Annotated in this window: 17 protein-coding genes; 2 read left to right on the top strand and 15 right to left on the bottom strand. The window is 58.7% G+C overall.

Annotated elements, in window-relative coordinates; all coding sequences use genetic code 11:
- Window position 1 precedes the first annotated feature (1 nt).
- The 3 genes from htpG to PFZ56_RS14485 all read right to left on the bottom strand — a co-directional run bounded on the left by htpG (window position 2) and on the right by PFZ56_RS14485 (window position 2,922).
- The gene (gene htpG, locus PFZ56_RS14495; RefSeq protein ID WP_102879089.1) at window positions 2–1,906 is read right to left on the bottom strand and encodes a molecular chaperone HtpG; all 1,905 of its coding nucleotides are present in this window, start codon (window positions 1,904–1,906) and stop codon (window positions 2–4) included.
- 90 nt (window positions 1,907–1,996) lie between these two features.
- A complete protein-coding gene (locus tag PFZ56_RS14490; protein WP_102878892.1) occupies window positions 1,997–2,449 on the bottom strand; it encodes a PaaI family thioesterase in 453 nt (150 codons plus the stop codon).
- Window positions 2,446–2,922 (bottom strand): PaaI family thioesterase, encoded by a 477-nt coding sequence (locus tag PFZ56_RS14485; RefSeq protein WP_102863964.1) that lies wholly within the window; start codon window positions 2,920–2,922, stop codon window positions 2,446–2,448. The genes PFZ56_RS14490 and PFZ56_RS14485 overlap by 4 nt, the downstream gene beginning before the upstream one ends.
- A gap of 158 nt (window positions 2,923–3,080) precedes the next feature.
- Between PFZ56_RS14485 and PFZ56_RS14480 the strand changes: the two genes are divergently transcribed.
- Window positions 3,081–3,332: a hypothetical protein gene (locus PFZ56_RS14480; protein WP_016968094.1), complete on the top strand. Its 252-nt coding sequence runs from the start codon at window positions 3,081–3,083 to the stop codon at window positions 3,330–3,332.
- Between the two features lie 115 nt (window positions 3,333–3,447).
- On the opposite strand, the gene PFZ56_RS14475 is transcribed toward PFZ56_RS14480, so the two are convergent.
- The 12 genes from PFZ56_RS14475 to sdhC all read right to left on the bottom strand — a co-directional run bounded on the left by PFZ56_RS14475 (window position 3,448) and on the right by sdhC (window position 18,074).
- Window positions 3,448–3,918, bottom strand: coding sequence for a hypothetical protein (locus PFZ56_RS14475; RefSeq protein ID WP_170001259.1), 471 nt, complete (start codon window positions 3,916–3,918; stop codon window positions 3,448–3,450).
- 51 nt (window positions 3,919–3,969) lie between these two features.
- A complete protein-coding gene (locus PFZ56_RS14470) occupies window positions 3,970–4,707 on the bottom strand; it encodes a DUF599 domain-containing protein (RefSeq protein ID WP_102878890.1) in 738 nt (245 codons plus the stop codon).
- A 169-nt stretch (window positions 4,708–4,876) separates the two neighbouring features.
- Entirely contained in the window at window positions 4,877–6,190 is a 1,314-nt protein-coding gene (gene brnQ / locus PFZ56_RS14465; RefSeq protein WP_102878889.1) for a branched-chain amino acid transport system II carrier protein, read from the bottom strand.
- Window positions 6,191–6,654: 464 nt separating this feature from the next.
- On the bottom strand, window positions 6,655–7,536 hold the full coding sequence (gene sucD / locus PFZ56_RS14460) for a succinate--CoA ligase subunit alpha (RefSeq protein ID WP_068587916.1): 882 nt from the start codon (window positions 7,534–7,536) through the stop codon (window positions 6,655–6,657).
- Entirely contained in the window at window positions 7,536–8,702 is a 1,167-nt protein-coding gene (gene sucC, locus PFZ56_RS14455) for an ADP-forming succinate--CoA ligase subunit beta (protein ID WP_009047768.1), read from the bottom strand. Before sucC ends, sucD begins: the two co-directional genes overlap by 1 nt.
- Window positions 8,703–8,931: 229 nt before the next feature.
- Window positions 8,932–10,368, bottom strand: coding sequence for a dihydrolipoyl dehydrogenase (gene lpdA / locus PFZ56_RS14450; protein WP_170001261.1), 1,437 nt, complete (start codon window positions 10,366–10,368; stop codon window positions 8,932–8,934).
- 103 nt (window positions 10,369–10,471) lie between these two features.
- Window positions 10,472–11,695, bottom strand: coding sequence for a 2-oxoglutarate dehydrogenase complex dihydrolipoyllysine-residue succinyltransferase (gene odhB, locus PFZ56_RS14445; protein ID WP_102878887.1), 1,224 nt, complete (start codon window positions 11,693–11,695; stop codon window positions 10,472–10,474).
- Between the two features lie 42 nt (window positions 11,696–11,737).
- Window positions 11,738–14,569 carry a 2-oxoglutarate dehydrogenase E1 component gene (locus tag PFZ56_RS14440; protein ID WP_102863970.1) on the bottom strand — a complete coding sequence of 944 codons (2,832 nt, stop codon included), beginning with the start codon at window positions 14,567–14,569 and terminating at the stop codon, window positions 11,738–11,740.
- A 263-nt stretch (window positions 14,570–14,832) separates the two neighbouring features.
- Window positions 14,833–15,537 carry a succinate dehydrogenase iron-sulfur subunit gene (locus PFZ56_RS14435; protein ID WP_011060051.1) on the bottom strand — a complete coding sequence of 235 codons (705 nt, stop codon included), beginning with the start codon at window positions 15,535–15,537 and terminating at the stop codon, window positions 14,833–14,835.
- A 12-nt stretch (window positions 15,538–15,549) separates the two neighbouring features.
- Window positions 15,550–17,322: a succinate dehydrogenase flavoprotein subunit gene (sdhA, locus tag PFZ56_RS14430; protein WP_102878886.1), complete on the bottom strand. Its 1,773-nt coding sequence runs from the start codon at window positions 17,320–17,322 to the stop codon at window positions 15,550–15,552.
- Between the two features lie 3 nt (window positions 17,323–17,325).
- Window positions 17,326–17,694: a succinate dehydrogenase, hydrophobic membrane anchor protein gene (gene sdhD / locus PFZ56_RS14425; protein WP_011060049.1), complete on the bottom strand. Its 369-nt coding sequence runs from the start codon at window positions 17,692–17,694 to the stop codon at window positions 17,326–17,328.
- Window positions 17,688–18,074, bottom strand: a complete 387-nt coding sequence (gene sdhC, locus PFZ56_RS14420) for a succinate dehydrogenase, cytochrome b556 subunit (protein WP_015634665.1) — start codon at window positions 18,072–18,074, stop codon at window positions 17,688–17,690. The genes sdhD and sdhC overlap by 7 nt, the downstream gene beginning before the upstream one ends.
- 350 nt (window positions 18,075–18,424) lie before the next feature.
- Between sdhC and gltA the strand changes: the two genes are divergently transcribed.
- A complete protein-coding gene (gene gltA / locus PFZ56_RS14415) occupies window positions 18,425–19,714 on the top strand; it encodes a citrate synthase (protein ID WP_011060047.1) in 1,290 nt (429 codons plus the stop codon).
- Window positions 19,715–19,984 lie beyond the last annotated feature (270 nt).

Genomic DNA, 19,984 nt, shown 5'->3' with positions numbered 1-19,984 from the left:
GTTAAACCGACAGTTCAACCAGCAGCTTGTTCAGTCGGCGCACATAGGCCGCCGGGTCTTTCAAGCTGTCACCGGCCGCCAGGGCCGCCTGATCGAAGAGGATGTGCGACAGGTCGCCAAAGCGCTCTTCGCTCTGCTCACCGTCGAGTTTCTCGATCAGCGGGTGAGTCGGGTTGAACTCGAAGATCGGCTTGGAATCCGGAACCTTCTGCCCGCTGGCTTCAAGGATCTGGCGCATTTGCAGCCCCAGGTCCTGCTCGCCGATGGCCAGGATCGCCGGGGAGTCGGTCAGGCGGTGGGAAACCCGCACTTCGCTGACGCTCTCGCCCAGGGCGGTCTTGATCCGCTCCACCAGGCCTTCCTTGGTCTTGGCGACTTCCTCGGCAGCCTTCTTGTCCTCTTCCGAGTCCAGGTTGCCCAGGTCCAGGTCACCACGCGCCACGTCGACAAAGCTCTTGCCGTCGAATTCGTTGAGGTAGCTCATCAGCCACTCGTCGATACGGTCGGTGAGCAGCAGCACTTCGATGCCTTTCTTGCGGAAGACTTCCAGGTGCGGGCTGTTCTTCACCTGAGCGTAGGATTCGCCGGTGAGGAAGTAGATCTTGTCCTGACCTTCCTTGGCGCGAGCCAGGTAGTCGGCCAGGGACACTGTCTGCTCGCCGTCGTCGCCCTGAGTGGAAGCGAAGCGTAGCAGGCCGGCGATCTTTTCCTTGTTGGCGAAGTCTTCGGCCGGGCCTTCCTTCATCACCTGGCCAAAGTTCTTCCAGAAGCCCTTGTATTGCTCTGGCTCGTTCTTCGCCAGTTTTTCCAGCATGTCGAGGACGCGCTTGGTCAGTGCCGATTTCATCGAGTCGATGATCGGGTCTTTCTGCAGGATTTCCCGCGAGACGTTCAGCGACAGGTCGTTGGAATCCACCACGCCCTTGATGAAGCGCAGGTACAGCGGCAGGAAGGACTCAGCCTGATCCATGACGAACACGCGCTGCACGTAGAGCTTGAGGCCCTTCGGCGCTTCACGCTGGTACAGGTCGAACGGTGCACGGGCCGGCACGTAGAGCAGCGAGCTGTATTCCAGCTTGCCTTCGACCTTGTTGTGGCTCCAGCTCAGCGGGTTCTCGAAGTCATGGGCGATGTGCTTGTAGAACTCCTGGTATTCCTCGTCCTTGATCTCGGTACGCGGACGGGTCCACAGGGCACTGGCGCGGTTGACGGTTTCCCACTCCAACGCCGGTTTCTCTTCGCCTTCGGCGGCAGCGGCTTCTTTGGGCAACTCGATCGGCAGCGCGATGTGGTCGGAGTACTTCTTGATGATGTTGCGCAGGCGCCAGCCATCGGCGAACTCGTCTTCACCGGATTTGAGGTGCAGGACGATGCGGGTACCGCGCTCGGCCTTGTCGAGGGTCGCCACTTCGAACTCGCCTTCACCCTTGGACGACCAGTGCACGCCTTCGCTGGCCGGCAGGCCGGCACGACGGCTGAACACTTCGACCTGGTCGGCAACGATGAACGCGGAGTAGAAACCCACGCCGAACTGACCGATCAGGTGCGAGTCCTTCTTCTGGTCGCCGGTGAGGTTCTTCATGAAATCGGCGGTGCCGGATTTGGCGATGGTCCCCAGGTGAGTGATGACATCTTCACGGCTCATGCCGATACCGTTGTCTTCGAGGGTGACGGTTTTCGCGTCCTTGTCGAAGCTCACACGGATTTTCAGTTCGGCGCCACCTTCCAGCAACTCGGGCTTGGACAGGGCTTCGAAACGCAATTTGTCGACGGCGTCAGAGGCGTTCGAGATCAATTCGCGAAGGAAGATTTCCTTGTTGGAATACAACGAATGGATCATGAGGTGCAGCAGTTGCTTCACCTCGGTCTGGAAGCCCAGGGTTTCCTTTTGAGTTTCCACACTCATGGTCATCAAACTCCAATCAGATGGCTGTGGTCGCGCTCCGGAAGCGGAGAGCGGCGGGATGACATGGAAGTGGGGGTAGCTGACTGGATTTCAAGGGGCGAGACTCTCTTCAATCTTGAAATGTGCCCGGGCGGTAGCAATTGGCTCGTCGGCGGTGCTCTGCCAGGCCGTGATGGCGACGTTGGCCACCCTCCTCCCCTGCCGCCACACCTGGCAGCGAGCGAAGGTGTCACGAAACTGTCCGGCACGCAGGTAGTCGAGGGAAAAATCGATGATCTTCGGCACGCCGGGCGAGCCGGTGAGAATCAGCAAATGCAGGGCTGCCGCCAGCTCCATGAAACCGGCGATCACTCCACCGTGCAGGGCCGGCAGCAGAGGATTGCCGATATTGTCCTTATTGGCCGGCAGGCGAAACAGCAGCTCATCCCCCAGCGGCGTGCACTCGATGCCGATCAATCTGGCGTAGGGAATCTGCTCCAGCAACGCGGCGTAATCGCCCTGCTGACGAGCCTGCTCCAATAACCCTGCAAGCCCCCCGCTCATGCCCGCTCTCCCTTGATGGAGCCGGCAAACCCACGACTGCCCTTGAGCCCTTTGCCCATGCGCATGAAGGTACCGACCACGTGGGCCACGGGGCGTTCGGGGTCGTCCTGATAGGCAAAGCCACGGGTGAAGATCACGTCAGTGGTGACCCGGTAACACTGGGCAAAGCCGTGCACGTCATGATGAGGCATCGCCGGATGCATATAGTCTATGCGCAGGTCCAGGGTCGGACACACTTCGAACTCCGGCAGCACACAAAGCGTGGCCATGCCGCAGGCGCTGTCCATCAGCGTGGTCAGGGCGCCGCCATGAATGATCCCGGTTTGCGGGTCACCGACAATCTGCGGGCTGTAGGGCAAGGTCAGAGTCATGCCTTCCACCGAGGCGCTGTGTACCCTGATATCCAGCACCTGACAGTGGCGCAGAGCGGAAAGAAAGCGCGTCGCACGCTCGAAAATTGGGTTCTGCACCATGGCTTATGCCTCTTGTTATTGTCAGGAATGTGCATTGAATGAAGCAGACAAAAGTTCCGTGAAACGAATACTTAATATATCTATGAGCCTCAAGGAACTTAAATCACAAGGCCATGATCGAAAGGCCAGTAGATATCTTCACTAAGGAGAAACACCCCATGCGTAAGACTTTAGCTATTGCCCTGATGCTGACCGCTTCCCTCGGTCTGGCTGCCTGCGACAAAAAATCCGAGGACAAAGCTCAAGATGCCAACCAACATGCTGAGCAAGCTCAACAAAAAATGAACGAAGCTCAGGATAAAGTGAACGAGGCAGCGAAAGAAAACGCCGAAGCCGCCAAAGATCAGGCTGAATCCAACAAGGCCGCTGCTGAAGAAAGCGCCAAGGAAGCAGCACCTAAAACCAACTAAGCCGGTTTTAGCGCAACACCAAAAAGCCCGCCAAGTGCGGGCTTTTTCTTGTCTGCAAAACAGCAGCTCAATACAACGGTGTTTAGTTGTCGAATAGGTAACTAAGCACTGAAGCTCAATACCCTGACTCCAGGAACAACTCATCCTGGAGCGGCTCTGCCTGCAACGGGTGTCCAGACACTCCACTGGCTGAAGACTCCAACGCATAGTGCGAGGAACTGGATACGGGCAATAGCCTGATGGGAAAGTCGTAATGGGCGGTAAAGGGTGCCAACCACTGGCGAGTCTGGTAATCGACCGCGCTGATACTCATGTAGCAAGGGTGCGGGGTGTCCTGGGGCGCGCGGCCAGCCAGCACCATCACCAGTTCCCAGTCGGTTGCCTGCTCGACCTGGAAGCGTCCGTCCTCGCCAGTCAGGAACTGCGCCCCACACAAGGTGCCCCTGGCCCCGGCGATCGGCATGCCGCTCAATGCATCCACCACCTGGCCACGGGCGTCGCCATTCAGATACAGGGTTTGCACCCGGCAACCGGACAACAAAATGAATGAAAGGCACAGGCACATCAGGGCACGCAGCTTACTCATTGGCCAACTCCTTTTAACCGGGCAACAGATCAATCGATCAGCCCTCCCCGCTCAGACTGCGTCTTTGGGGCTATCGGCCAAAGGCTGTTCAGTCGGGGTATAGACCATGACGTCAAGTACGTCGGAATGAAACTCCCGCCGGTACAGGACAAACACCACGCCTGCACTCATCAGCATGAACAACCAGGGGCTGACGAACCAGGCCAGCATGGTCATGCCGAAATAGTAGGAACGCAGCCCGAAGTTGAACTGGTTGGCCGCCATGGAAATCACCCGGGCTGCCCGCAAAGCAAACGCCTTGCGCTCCTGCTCGGAGACATGTCGCTCGCCGATCATCGGCGCCGACCCCACCAGCACCGCCGCAAAGTTGTACTGGCGCATGCACCAGCTGAAGGTGAAAAAGGCATATACGAACACCAGCGCCAGGCACAGCAACTTGATCTCCGACATGCCCTGGGACGCCTGCTGCACCAGCGGAATGTCCGCCAGCAGCGACACCGCGCGCTCCGATGCACCGAGCACTGTGAGGATGCCTGCCAGGATGATCAGGGTACTGGAAGCGAAGAACGAAGCGTTGCGCTCCAGGTTGCCGATCACACTGGCGTCGGCGATACGGTTGTCCCGCAGCAGCATGCGACGCATCCAGTCCTCGCGGTACAGGTGCAGGACGCTGGCCAGGCATGCCGTGTCCCGGCCCTTCCAGGTGGCATAGCGGGTATAGCCGCCCCAGCAGACGACGAACCACAGAGCGGCCAGTAGATGAATCAGGTTGGCTTGGACAAACGACATGCAAATTCCTGTAAGGCGTTGGCAAAAGACAAGGACACTGCTTCGACGCCACGCCGAGGAAAAAGACACCGCCCAAGCCCCATAAAAAATGCCCCGTATCGATGGATACGAGGCATTTTCCTTGGCGCTCATGGATCGCTTGTGGCGATCCAGAGCCATCAGCGGCAGATCAAGCCAGGGCTTGGGCCGGCTTGCCCAGAATACGGTCGAAAACCACCGCAACCGCCAGGACGATCACCGAAGGCACCAGCCAGGCCAGGCCTTGCTCGCTCAACGGCAAGTGGGCCAGCTGGCTAGGCAAACCATCGGCCAGGCCGGCCCCCTTGAGCGCATCGATCAGACCGAACACGAAAGACACCAGCATCACCGGGCCAACGATACGCCGCTGGTCCTGCCAGAAGTCCTTGCAGAAGCTCAGGGCCACCAGGGCAATGCACGGTGGATAGATGGCAGTCAGTACCGGGATCGAGAAGGCGATCAGCTTGGTCAGGCCAAGGTTGGACACCAACAGCGAGAAGACCGCGAGGATCACCACCAGAGTCTTATAGGACAACGGTGTTACGCGGCTGAAATACTCGGCGCAGGCACAGGTCAGACCCACAGCGGTCACCAGGCAAGCCAGGGAGATCAGTACCGCGAGGAAGCCGCTGCCCAGGGAGCCAAAGGTGTGTTGGACATAGGCATGCAGCACCGCCGCGCCATTGGTGGCCCCGGCGGCCACTTCATGGCTGCCCGAACCGAGACGGAACAGACTGACATAGACCAGCGCCAGACCGACCCCGGCGATCAGGCCGGCGATCACCGCGTAACGGGTGATCAGTTGAGGCGACTCGACTCCTCGCGAGCGAATGGCGTTGACGATAACGATACCGAACACCAGAGCGCCCAAGGTATCCATGGTCAGGTAACCATTAATGAAACCTTGAGAAAACGGCGCTGCCACATATTCGGGCGTGGCCTCGCCAACAGTACCCGCTGGCAGCGCGACCGCTGCAATACCCAGAACCGCCAGCGCGATGATCTTCAACGGCGCCAGGAAACGGCCAACGGTATCCAACAAGCGGCCCGGATACAGGGAGATGAAGAACACCAGCAGGAAGTAGGCCGAGCTGTAGAGGAACAGCGCCAGCGGGCTCTCGCCCGTCAGTGGCGCCAGGCCCACTTCAAAGGACACAGTAGCCGTCCGCGGCGTGGCGAACAGCGGGCCAACCGCCAGGTAGCAGACCGCCGCCAACAGACCGCCAGCGACTTTACCGATGGGGCTGCTCAGGGCATCCATGGCGCCACCGACCTTGGCCAGGGCAACCACCGTGATCACTGGCAGGCCGACCGCCGTGATCAGAAAACCCAACGCCGCCATCCAGACATGGGGTCCGGACTGCAAACCGACGATAGGAGGGAAGATGATGTTGCCAGCCCCGACGAACAGGGCAAAAGTCATGAAGCCGAGTGCCAGAATGTCCTGGCCTTTCAACACTTTCATTAAGGAAATACCACACTACTGAATCGGAATTTAGAGAGGGATTTCCCTTATGGGTGAGGGAAATGCTGTCAATCCGTATAAGACTGACCCGTTTAGCGCGCAGTTACCTTGTGGGCAGCAGACGCAAAAAGAGGCGGCTAGCCTACCGAATCTGCAAGACGAACGCACCGGCGCAATGAGAATTTTCTGATATGCGACATTGGGATGTCGCATTTTCGAAATTATATTTCCATCGGGCTTAATCCCATCCCCGCACACCAGCCAGCATGCTGGGAGCCGAACCGTATAGAAGCCGAATTAGGTAAGCGAGGCTTGTATAGGAGCTGGCTTGCCAGCGAAGCCCTCCCCCCAGGGCAACAACTGAACTGAAGGCCTCTTCGCCGGCAAGCCGGCTCCTACGGCAGAAAGCACAAAGGCCACCCGAAGGTGGCCTTTGTGGTTGAAGCGTCAGTTAAGCGCGAGGCTTACTTGACAGCCCAACCGGTCAGCTCGGCCAGGGCCTTGCCGATGTCTGCCAGCGAACGCACGGTTTTCACGCCTGCGTCTTGCAGCGCAGCGAATTTCTCGTCTGCAGTGCCTTTGCCGCCAGAGATGATTGCGCCAGCATGGCCCATGCGCTTGCCCGGAGGAGCAGTCACACCAGCGATGTAGGAAACAACCGGCTTGGTCACGTGAGCCTTGATGTAGGCAGCCGCTTCTTCTTCAGCCGAACCGCCGATCTCGCCGATCATCACGATCGCTTCGGTCTTCGGGTCTTCCTGGAACAGCTTCAGGATGTCGATGAAGTTGGAGCCTGGGATCGGGTCACCACCGATGCCGACGCAGGTGGACTGACCGAAACCGGCGTCAGTGGTCTGCTTCACAGCTTCGTAAGTCAGGGTGCCGGAACGGGAAACGATACCGACCTTGCCTGGCAAGTGAATGTGACCTGGCATGATGCCGATCTTGCATTCGCCTGGAGTGATCACGCCTGGGCAGTTAGGGCCGATCAGGGTAACACCCAGCTCGTCGCACTTAACTTTAGCGTCCAGCATGTCCAGGGTAGGAATGCCTTCGGTGATGCAGACGATCAGCTTGATGCCGCCGAACGCTGCTTCCAGGATCGAGTCCTTGCAGAAAGGAGCTGGAACGTAGATCACGCTGGCGGTGGCGCCAGTGGCAGCTACAGCGTCTTTCACGGTGTTGAACACTGGCAGACCCAGGTGCTCGGTACCGCCTTTGCCTGGAGTTACGCCACCCACCATCTGGGTGCCGTATTCGATGGCTTGCTGGGTGTGGAAACTACCTTGCGAACCGGTAATACCCTGGCAGATAACTTTGGTGTCTTTATTGATCAGGACGCTCATTATTTGCCCTCCGCAGCTTTGACAACTTGTTGAGCAGCGTCGGTCAGGCTGGTAGCAGCGATGATGTTCAAGCCGCTTTCTGCCAGTACTTTAGCGCCCAGTTCAGCGTTGTTGCCTTCAAGGCGAACAACAACCGGGATTTTCACGCCGACTTCTTTCACAGCGCCGATGATGCCTTCGGCAATCATGTCGCAGCGAACGATGCCGCCGAAGATGTTGACCAGTACTGCAGCGACGTTGGTGTCGGACAGGATGATCTTGAAAGCTTCGGTCACGCGCTCTTTGGTAGCACCACCGCCCACGTCGAGGAAGTTGGCTGGCTTACCGCCGTGCAGGTTGACGATGTCCATGGTACCCATGGCCAGGCCGGCACCGTTGACCATGCAGCCAATGTTGCCTTCCAGGGCTACGTAGTTCAGTTCGAACTTGGCAGCGTGCGCTTCGCGCGGATCGTCCTGCGACGGATCGTGGAAGGTCTTCAGCTTAGGCTGACGGTACATGGCGTTGGCGTCGATGTTGATCTTGGCGTCCAGGCAGTGCAGATCGCCGTCAGCCTTGATCACCAGCGGGTTCACTTCCAGCAGGGCCAGATCGTGATCCTGGAACAGTTTGGCCAGACCCACGAAGATCTTGGCGAACTGGGCAACTTGCTTGCCTTCCAGACCCAGCTGGAAAGCCAGCTCGCGACCCTGGAATGGCTGAGCGCCAACCAGTGGGTCGATAGTGGCTTTCAGAATTTTTTCTGGAGTGTCGTGAGCGATTTTCTCGATGTCCACGCCACCTTCGGTGGAAGCCATGAACACGATGCGACGGCTCGAACGGTCAACGACAGCGCCCAGGTACAGCTCTTTAGCGATATCAGTGCACGATTCAACCAGGATCTTGGTGACAGGCTGGCCATTGGCATCAGTCTGATAGGTCACCAGACGCTTGCCCAACCACTGCTGAGCGAATGCCTTAGCGTCTTCTTTGCTGCGAACCAGCTTAACGCCGCCCGCTTTACCGCGACCACCGGCGTGAACCTGGGCTTTGACAACCCACTCGGAGCCGCCGATTTTGTCGCAAGCTTCTGCTGCTTCTTCCGGGGTGTCTACCGCGTAGCCTTTGGATACTGGCAGGCCGTATTCAGCGAACAGCTGCTTACCCTGATACTCGTGAAGATTCATGCTTTTTACCGTCTTCGTTAGGTACTGCGCATTCGGCGCTGCGCTCAAGATTGAGTGCCGCACCACCTGTGACCGCTACTCTCAAACCAGCGCCACACCTGAACCCGGAGCCTGGGCCCCGATCCAGTGTGTGGCGCTACCTCAAGAGGTCGAGTCCAGCGGATATTCCGCGGTGAGTCTTGCGCACAAGGCTCACGACGGGCCAACCGCCGTGGTTTCTTATTATTGCTTAGCGTTTCTTGCGGTTGGCAATGTGGATGGCGGTGCCATTCACAGCCAGAGCTGCTTCGTGCAGGGCTTCGGACAGGGTCGGATGAGAGAAAACCATCATGCCCAGGTCTTCGGCGCTGGTGCCGAATTCCATGCCGATTGCACCTTGCTGAACCAGTTCCGCAGCGCTTGGGCCAATCACGTGGACGCCCAATACGCGGTCAGTCTTGGCATCGGCGATGACTTTGACGAAACCACCGGTGTCGTTGGCTGCCATGGCACGGCCGCTGGCGGCAAACGGAAAGGTGCCGACGTTAACTTCAACGCCTTCAGCTTTCAAGGCCTGCTCGGTTTTACCGACCCATGCAATTTCCGGGTGAGTATAGATAACCGAAGGGATCAGGTCATAGTTCATCTGGGCCTTGTGGCCCTTGATGCGCTCGGCAACCATGATGCCCTCTTCCGAGGCCTTGTGAGCCAGCATCATGCCGCGCACCACGTCACCAATGGCGTAGACGCCCGGTACGGTAGTAGCGCAGTGATCGTCAACGTGCACGAAACCGCGCTCGTCGAGGGTCACGCCGCAGTCGGCAGCCAGCAGATCGGTGGTCACCGGACGGCGACCAACGGCGACAATCAGCTTGTCGAAAGTGATGGTCTGTTCGCCGTTGGCGTCGGTGTAGGTCACCACGACTTCTTCGCCGTTGACCTTGGAGCCGGTCACGCGAGCGCCCAGCTTGATGTCCAGACCCTGCTTGGTCAGGGTTTTCAGCGCTTCCTTGGAAACAGCGGTGTCAGCTGCCATCAGGAAGGTGTCCAGGGCTTCCAGGACAGTCACTTGCGCGCCCAGACGCGACCAGACCGAGCCCAGTTCCAGACCAATAACGCCAGCGCCGATCACGCCCAGACGTTTTGGTACGGCCTGGAATTCCAGCGCGCCGGTGGAGTCGACGATGACATTCTGATCGACCGGGGCCGGTGGAATGTCGATTGGACGCGAACCCGGAGCCAGGATCACGTTTTCAGCTTCGATGACTTCAACCGAACCGTCCGGCTTGGTGACTTCGACTTTCTTGCCTGCCAGCAGTTTGCCGTGGCCTTGGATCGAAGTGACGCCGTTGGCTTTGAACAGGGTGGCAACACCGCTGGTCAGGCCTTTGACGATGCTGGCCTTGCGACCGACCATGGCCGGTACGTCCATGGTCACGCCAGCGTGGCTGATACCGTGGATGGCGAAACCGTCCTGGGCCTCATGGAATTTCCAGGAGCTGTCCAGCAGCGCCTTGGAAGGAATGCAACCGACGTTCAGGCAAGTACCGCCGAGGGCCAGCTTGCCCTCTTTATCGGTGTACTTCTCGATGCAAGCGGTGGTGAAACCGAGTTGTGCGGCCTTGATTGCGGCGACATAACCGCCTGGGCCCGCGCCAATCACTACCACGTCGAATTTCTGAGTCATAAAAAGGTTCCTTTTAACGGCAAGCTAGAAGCCGCAAGCCGCAAGCTTGAAGCCCCTCGCCTTAAGGGCTCGGAACTTGTCGCTTGCAGCTTGCAACTGCTTTTTAGATGTCCAGGAGCAGACGCGCCGGGTCTTCCAGCAGGTTCTTGATGGTCACCAGGAACGTCACAGCTTCTTTACCGTCGATCAGACGGTGATCGTAGGACAGCGCCAGGTACATCATCGGACGGATTACTACCTGACCGTTGATCGCCATAGGACGTTGCAGGATGTTGTGCATGCCCAGGATAGCGGCTTGCGGTGGGTTGACGATCGGGGTCGACATCATCGAGCCGAAAGTACCACCGTTGGTGATGGTGAAAGTACCACCGGTCATCTCTTCCATCGACAGCTTGCCGTCGCGGGCCTTCTTGCCGAAGGTGGCGATGCCGCCTTCGATTTCGGCCAGGCTCATCAGCTCGGCGTTACGCAGGACCGGAACCACCAGGCCACGGTCGCTGGACACCGCAACACCGATGTCGGCGTAGCCGTGGTAGACGATGTCGGAACCGTCGATCGAAGCGTTGACTGCCGGGAAGCGCTTCAGCGCTTCGGTGGCGGCCTTGACGAAGAACGACATGAAGCCCAGGCGCACGCCGTTGTGGGACTTCTCGAACAGGTCCTTGTACTTCGAACGCAGAGCCATGACTTCGGTCATGTCGACTTCGTTGAAGGTGGTCAGCATGGCCATGTTCGACTGTGCTTCGACCAGACGCTCGGCAACCTTGGCCCGCAGACGGGTCATAGGTACGCGCTTCTCGACGCGATCGCCGGCAGCGAAGACTGGAGCGGCAGCGGCTGGAGCCGGAGCCTTGGCAGGCGCGGCAGCCGGAGCGGCTTTCTTGGCGGCAACAGCAGCCACCACGTCTTCCTTGGTCACACGACCGCCTTTGCCGGTACCGGCAACGGAGGCGATGTTGATGCCGTTCTCTTCAGCCAGCTTGCGCGCGGCAGGAGCGGCGATTGGATCGTCTTCGCCGTCAGCGGCAGCCGGGGCAGCAGCGGCAGCGGCCGGAGCAGCGGCGGCAGCAGGAGCAGCGGTAGCAGCACCGCCTTCAACGATGGAGCCCAGAACTTCGTCGGACAGAACGGTGTCGCCTTCGTTCTTGACGATAGCGCCCAGCACGCCATCAGCGGTGGCCAGCACTTCCAGCACAACCTTGTCGGTCTCGATGTCGACGATCAGCTCGTCGCGCTTGACGGCTTCGCCCGGTTGCTTGTGCCAGGTGGCAACGGTGCCATCGGCAACCGATTCCGGGAAAGTGGGGGCTTTGATCTCGATAGCCATTATCAGTGGTTCCTTAAATTCGGTTTCAGGTGCGCGAAGGCGTTAAACAGTGAAGGCATCTTGCAGCAGTTTTTCCTGCTGCTCGGCGTGCATCGACGCGTAGCCACAAGCTGGCGCAGCAGAGGCGTCACGGCCCGCGTACTCGAGTACGAGCGACTTGTCGTGATTGCCTACGATGCGACGCATGTGGTGCTGGCTGCAGTACCAGGCGCCCTGGTTCATCGGCTCTTCCTGACACCAAACCACATGCTTGAGGTTGGTGTACGGAGCCAGGACTTCGTTCAGATCGTCCTCAGGGAACGGATACAGCTGCTCAATACGCACGACGGCGATGTCTTCACGACCTTCGGCACGGCGTTTTTCCAACAGGTCGTAGTAGACCTTGCCGCTACACAGAATCAGGCGCTCGACCTTTTTCGGGTCCAGTACGTCGATTTCCGGAATCACGGTCTGGAACGAACCTTCGGCCAGATCTTCCAGAGTCGAGATGGCCAGCTTGTGGCGCAGCAGCGACTTCGGAGTCAGAACCACCAGTGGTTTGCGCAGAGGACGGATCACCTGACGGCGCAGCAAGTGGTAGATCTGTGCCGGAGTGGTCGGCATGCACACCTGAATGTTGTGCTCGGCACACAGTTGCAGGTAACGCTCCAGACGCGCCGAGGAGTGCTCAGGGCCCTGACCTTCGTAACCGTGAGGCAGCAGCATGGTCAGACCGCAGAGACGGCCCCACTTGTGCTCGCCACTGGTGATGAACTGGTCGATCACCACTTGCGCACCGTTGGCGAAGTCGCCGAACTGGGCTTCCCAGATCACCAGCGCGTTCGGCGTGGTGGTCGAGTAGCCGTATTCGAATGCCAGTACCGCCTCTTCCGACAGGAAGGAGTCGTACAGGTCAAAGCGCGGCTGACCTTCGAACAGATGCTTGAGCGGCACATAAGTGCTGGCATCTTTCTGGTTGTGCAGAACGGCGTGGCGGTGCGAGAAGGTGCCGCGGCCGATGTCCTGGCCGGTCATGCGGATCGGGTGACCTTCGAAGGCCAGGGTCGCGTACGCCATGGTTTCAGCGTAACCCCAGTTGATCGGCAGGCCGCCGGCTTGCATCTTCTGACGGTCTTCGTAGATCTTCGCAACCTGACGCTGAACCACGAAGCCTTCCGGCAGCTCCAGCAACTTGGCGGACAGTTCCTGCAGGGTCTTGAGATCGAAGGTGGTGTCGTGACGTGCGGTCCAGGTGTGGCCCAGGTATGGACGCCAGTCCACGAACAACTCTTTGTTCGGTTCCTTGACCAGGCTCTTCACTACGTGCAGACCGTTGTCCAGCGCATTGCGGTACTCATCGACTTTCGCCTGAACACGCTCTGCGTCGAGCACACCGCTCTGGATCAGGCGATCGGCATACAGCTCACGGGTGGTACGCTGTTTGGTGATCTGCTGATACATCAGTGGCTGGGTGCCGCTTGGCTCGTCGGCCTCGTTGTGGCCGCGACGACGGTAGCAGACCAGGTCGATCACCACGTCGCGCTTGTACTGCATGCGGTAGTCGATGGCCAGCTGGGTCACGAACAACACGGCTTCCGGATCATCACCATTCACATGGAGGATCGGCGCCTGGATCATCTTCGCAACGTCGGTAGCGTACTCGGTGGAGCGCGAGTCCAGCGGGTTGCTGATGGTGAAACCTACCTGGTTGTTGATCACGATGTGCACAGTGCCGCCGGTACGGAAACCGCGGGTCTGGGACATCTGGAAGGTTTCCATCACCACGCCCTGACCGGCAAACGCCGCGTCACCGTGGATCGAGATCGGCAGAACCTTGTCGCCGGTCTGGTCGTTGCGACGATCCTGACGGGCGCGCACCGAACCCTCGACCACTGGAGAAACGATTTCCAGGTGGGACGGGTTGAACGCCATGGCCAGGTGAACTTCACCGCCGGCGGTCATCACGTTGGACGAGAAACCCTGGTGATACTTAACGTCACCGGAGCCCAGCTCGACCTTCTTCTTGCCTTCGAACTCGTCGAACAGCTCGCGCGGGTTCTTGCCGAAGGTGTTGACCAGGACGTTGAGACGGCCACGGTGAGCCATGCCGATCACGACTTCCTTGGTGCCGTAGGAACCGGAACGCTGGATCAGCTCGTCGAGCATTGGAATCAGGCTTTCACCACCTTCCAGACCGAAACGCTTGGTGCCCGGGTATTTGGTACCCAGGTATTTTTCCAGGCCTTCGCCGGCGGTGACGCGCTCGAGCAGGTGGCTCTTGATGTCGGCGGAATAGGTCGGACGGCCGCGTACGCTTTCCAGACGCTGCTGGAACCACTGACGCTGTTCGGAATCGGTGATGTGCGTGAATTCAGCGCCGATGGTGCGGCAATATGTCTGCTGCAACGCTTCGTGAATTTCGCGTAGGCTCGCTTCCTCTTTGCCGATGAACAGGTCGCCGGCACGGAAGGTCGTATCAAGATCGGCATTGGTCAAGCCGTAATGATTGATCGACAGGTCTGCAGGTGCAGGACGCTGCCACAGCCCCAGCGGGTCCAGCTGGGCTGCCTGGTGGCCACGCATCCGATAGGCCTGGATCAATCGCAGCACTTCAACTTGCTTCTTCTCGTGCTCACTGCTCACGCTGCCGGCGGATACCGGTTGGGCGCGGCGCTGGTTCTTTGCCAGCAAGACGAAATGATCGCGGATTGTCGAGTGCGAAACATCGATGGCAGTGCTGCCGTCGGTAGGCAACTTCTGAAAGTAAGTGCGCCACTCTTCTGGCACAGCGTTAGGGTCGTGCAGGTAGAGCTCGTAGAGCTCTTCCACATAGGCAGCGTTACTACCGGATAGGTAGGCGCTGTTCCACATGCGCTGCATCACGCTTTCTTGCATGCTTGGTCACCCTCGGTTAGGGGAACACCACCGGCGAAGACACCGAGCAAGCTTGCAGAAGTCCGAATGCAGCGACCAAAACAAGCCACTTAGGATCACGCTGATAGTCCGGGTACCAGCCCGGATGCCCCTGCTTGTCTCATTTCTTCAAAAATAAAAGCAGCCACTTTGTGAGCTGCTGCTCAGGTTAGAGCCATGACGCGGGTTGAAGCCCGCGCCTTGGCTTTTACGGGTACAGCGGTCCTACGGGTACAACAGCTGAATCACACGCCACTCTGCAGCAACATGTTACGAATGTGACCGATGGCCTTAGTCGGGTTCAGGCCCTTCGGACAAACGTTGACGCAGTTCATGATCCCCCGGCAGCGGAATACGCTGAACGGGTCATCAAGAGAAGCCAGACGCTCGGAAGTCTTGGTGTCACGGCTGTCTGCCAGGAAGCGATAGGCTTGCAGCAGAGCAGCCGGGCCCAGGAACTTGTCCGGGTTCCACCAGAAGGACGGACAAGAGGTCGAGCAGCAAGCGCACAGGATGCACTCGTACAGACCGTCGAGCTTTTCGCGCTCTTCTGGGGACTGCAGACGCTCGATGGCCGGAGCCGGCGTGTCGTTCTGCAGGAATGGCTTCACCTTCTCGTATTGCTTGTAGAAGATGCTCATATCGACGACCAGGTCACGGATAACCGGCAGACCTGGCAGCGGACGAACAACCAGCTTGTTCTTCTTGACCACGGCGGACAGCGGCGTGATGCACGCCAGGCCGTTCTTGCCGTTGATGTTCATGCCATCGGAACCGCAAACGCCTTCACGGCAGGAACGACGATAGGAGAACCCCTCGTCCTGCTCTTTGATCAGCGCCAGCACGTCCAGCACCATCAAGTCCTTGCCACCGGTGTCGACCTGGAAAACCTGGGTTTTCGGAGCCGAGTCGGTGTCAGGGTTGTAACGATAAACTTCAACTTGCAACATATCGATCACCCTTTAGTAAGTCCGGACTTTTGGTTCAAAAGTCGGAACAGTCTTCGGCGAGAAGTTGACCGCACGCTTGGCAACGCGCTTCTCACCCGGGAAGTACAGGGTGTGGCACAGCCAGTTTTCGTCGTCACGGTCTTCGAAGTCTTCACGGGCGTGAGCGCCGCGGGACTCTTTACGCACTTCGGCAGCGATGGCAGTGGCTTCAGCCACTTCCAGCAGGTTCTGCAGCTCAAGTGCTTCGATACGCGCAGTGTTGAAAGCTTGAGACTTGTCGTTGATCTTGACGTTGGCGATACGCTCGCGCAGCTCAGCCAGCTGAGCAATACCCTTCTGCATGTACTCGCCGGTACGGAATACACCGAAGTAGTTCTGCATGCAGTTCTGCAGCTCGCGGCGCAGGGTTGCAACGTCTTCACCGGTGGTGCGCTCGTTGAGCTTGGCCAGGCGGTTCAGGGCAACGTCGACGTCGGTGTCGCTGGCATCGCGGTATTCGATACCGTCGGTCAGCGCTTTTTCCAGGTGCAGGCCAGCTGCACGACCGAACACCACCAGGTCCAGCAGCGAGTTGCCGCCCAGACGGTTGGCGCCGTGTACCGATACGCAAGCCACTTCACCCACTGCGAACAGACCAGGGATGATGGTGTCTTCGCCAGCAGCATTCTGAGTGATCGCCTGACCATGAATGTTGGTGGCAACGCCGCCCATCATGTAGTGGCAGGTTGGAACGACCGGAACCGGAGCAACCACCGGGTCAACGTGGGCAAAGGTCTTGGACAGCTCGCAGATGCCAGGCAGGCGGCTGTGCAGTACTTCTTCGCCCAGGTGATCGAGCTTGAGCATCACGTGGTCGCCATTCGGGCCACAACCGTTGCCGGCGATGATTTCCTTGACCATGGAGCGCGCAACAACGTCGCGACCTGCCAGGTCTTTGGCGTTCGGAGCATAACGCTCCATGAAACGCTCGCCGTGCTTGTTGATCAGGTAACCGCCTTCACCGCGGCAGCCTTCAGTCACCAGTACACCAGCGCCGGCGATACCGGTCGGGTGGAACTGCCACATTTCGATGTCTTGCACCGGAACGCCGGCACGCAGCGCCATGCCTACACCGTCACCGGTGTTGATCAGGGCGTTGGTGGTGGAAGCATAGATACGACCTGCACCGCCGGTAGCCAGAACAGTGGCCTTGGAGCGGATGTAGGTGGTTTCGCCGGTTTCGATGCAGATCGCGATCACACCGACAAAAGCGCCGTCCTGGTTCTTCACCAGATCGACCGCGTACCACTCGTTGAGGAACGTGGTGCCGGCTTTCAGGTTGCCCTGATAGAGGGTGTGCAGCAGCGCGTGACCGGTACGGTCGGACGCAGCACAGGTACGAGCAGCCTGGCCGCCCTTGCCGTAATCCTTGGATTGACCACCGAAAGGACGCTGATAGATACGACCGGTTTCAGTACGAGAGAACGGCAGACCCATGTGGTCCAGCTCGAAGACCGCAGCAGGACCTTCCTGACACATGTATTCGATAGCGTCCTGGTCACCGATGTAGTCGGAACCCTTGACGGTATCGTACATGTGCCAGCGCCAGTCATCGTTCGGGTCCGCCGAGGCGATCGCGCAAGTGATGCCGCCTTGGGCAGACACAGTGTGCGAACGGGTCGGGAACACCTTGGTGATTACAGCAGTCTTGTGGCCGCCCTGGGCCAGCTGCAGTGCGGCACGCATGCCGGCGCCGCCGCCGCCAATGATGATGGCGTCGAAAGAAATGGTTGGAATGTTAGCCATGAATCAGATACCCCAGAGAATCTGCACACCCCAGACGAAGTAAGCGAACATTGCAACGCCGCATACTGCCTGGAAAAGGAAACGCACTGCTGTCGCCGACTTGCCCAGCGCCATCGGCGTCAGGTAGTCAGTCGAGATGGTCCACATGCCGACCCAGGCGTGAGCGCCCAGGGCCACCATGGCCAGCAGACTGAAGATACGCATCCAGTTGTTTGCGAACAGGCCATGCCACTGGGTGTAGTCAATGCCCGGATTCGCTACGAGGTATCCGATCAGGAAAATGAAATAAGCCGCGAGAACGACCGCAGACACACGCTGTGCCATCCAGTCATAAAGGCCCGAACGCGACAGGTTCGTAACGCTGGTTACCATATCCAAACTCCCGCCAGAACGATTACCACCACGGATACGGCGATAACGATTTTCGAGCCCAGCTTGCCGCCTTCCAGCGTCTCACCGATGCCCATGTCCATAATCAGATGGCGTACACCGGCCACCAAGTGATACAGCAAGGCGGACAGGAGGCCCCACGCAACGAATTTGGCCAGCGGACTGGTCAAGCACGCCTTCACCTCGGCATAGCCTTCCTCAGAGCCCAGGGATTTGCTCAATGCATAAAGCATGATGCCGATGCCCAGGAAGAGGATGATGCCGGAAACACGGTGAAGAAACGACGTAACGCCGGTGATGGGGAGTTTGATGGTCCTTAGGTCTAGGTTTACAGGTCGTTGGCTATTCACGGCTTTTTTCACACTGAAGAGCCCCTAACAATCAGGGCAAAGTTGTTGGGGAGTGCACTGGTCAGGTAACCACTACCCAGGGAGTGCGACCCCCAATAAAGCGGGCCCAGAAGCCTACGGAGGTCGGTGGCCGAGTATAGACAGTTAGGCTACTAATGACAACGCAAACACCTTCCCCTAATAGCTGATTGCGTTAGCCTTATAAAAGGCGTAAATGGCGCTGAATTTCGCTAAAAAATCCCTCCCAAAGCCTTCTGGGACAAGACTTTAGGCAAATTGACATTCAGATTTATCTCACTATAGTGGTGCGGGCCCTGCGTGGGGGGTCTGTCTGATGATTTCAAGCATAAATAGGAGGCCACATGGCTGACAAAAAAGCGCAGTTGATCATCGAGGGCGCAGCCCCCGTCGAGCTGCCCATTTTAACCGGCACCGTTGGTCCCGATGTAATTGATGTTCGGGGCCTGACGGCCACGGGCCGCTTCACTTTTGACCCGGGTTTCATGTCGACCGCCTCCTGCGAGTCGAAAATCACCTATATCGACGGCGACAACGGCATTCTGCTGCACCGCGGCTACCCGATCGAACAGCTGGCTGAAAAGTCGGACTACCTGGAAACCTGCTACCTGCTGCTCAACGGTGAATTGCCTACCGCCGAACAGAAGGCCCAGTTCGTCAGCACCGTGAAAAACCACACCATGGTTCACGAGCAGCTGAAGAGCTTCTTCAACGGTTTCCGCCGCGACGCCCATCCAATGGCGGTAATGTGCGGCGTAGTGGGTGCACTCTCGGCGTTCTACCACGACTCCCTGGACATCAATAACCCGCAGCACCGCGAAATTTCCGCCGTGCGCTTGGTCGCCAAGATGCCGACCCTGGCAGCGATGGTTTACAAGTACTCCATGGGCCAGCCGATGATGTATCCGCGCAACGACCTGTCGTACGCGGAAAACTTCCTGCACATGATGTTCAACACCCCGTGCGAGATCAAACCGATCAGCCCGGTACTGGCCAAGGCGATGGACCGGATCTTCATCCTCCACGCCGACCACGAACAGAACGCCTCGACTTCCACCGTGCGTCTGGCCGGCTCTTCGGGTGCCAACCCGTTCGCCTGTATTGCTGCCGGTATCGCCGCGCTCTGGGGCCCTGCCCACGGCGGCGCCAACGAAGCCGTACTGACCATGCTCGACGAAATTGGCGATGTCTCGAACATCGACAAGTTCATCGCCAAGGCCAAGGACAAGAACGATCCGTTCAAACTCATGGGCTTCGGTCACCGCGTGTACAAGAACCGCGACCCGCGCGCCACCGTAATGAAGCAGACCTGCGACGAAGTCCTGAAAGAACTGGGCATCAACAACGATCCTCAGCTCGAACTGGCCATGCGCCTGGAAGAGATCGCCCTGACCGATCCGTACTTCATCGAACGCTCCCTGTACCCGAACGTCGACTTCTACTCGGGGATCATCCTCAAGGCGATCGGCATTCCAACCAGCATGTTCACCGTGATCTTCGCCCTGGCGCGGACCGTCGGCTGGATCTCCCACTGGAAGGAAATGCTCTCCAGCCCTTACAAGATCGGCCGTCCTCGTCAGCTGTACACCGGCTACGAATCGCGCGACATCACCAAGCTGGAAGACCGCAAGTAAGACCTGCCTTGCGCACACGTCTTAGCTGCACCGGATACGGCCTCTAACAGAGGTCGTATTTGTTTCTGCTCCCCTCCCCTCACCTATCCCCTGCCGGAACCGACTTGCCGGCGAAGAACCCCGCAGCCCTGCCTCCCCCTCAAATAAGCCTTCGCTGGCACGCCAGCTCCTTGCATCTCGACTATCGCTGCGCCCGCAATCGAGGGTATCTGAACAGGGCGAGCAGACAAAAAAATGCCTCGATCTTTCGATCGAGGCATTTTGCTATTA

This window comes from Pseudomonas danubii, assembly GCF_042980055.1.
In the GTDB taxonomy this organism is placed as follows: domain Bacteria; phylum Pseudomonadota; class Gammaproteobacteria; order Pseudomonadales; family Pseudomonadaceae; genus Aquipseudomonas; species Aquipseudomonas danubii.
This window is presented reverse-complemented; position numbering and strand designations above follow the sequence as displayed.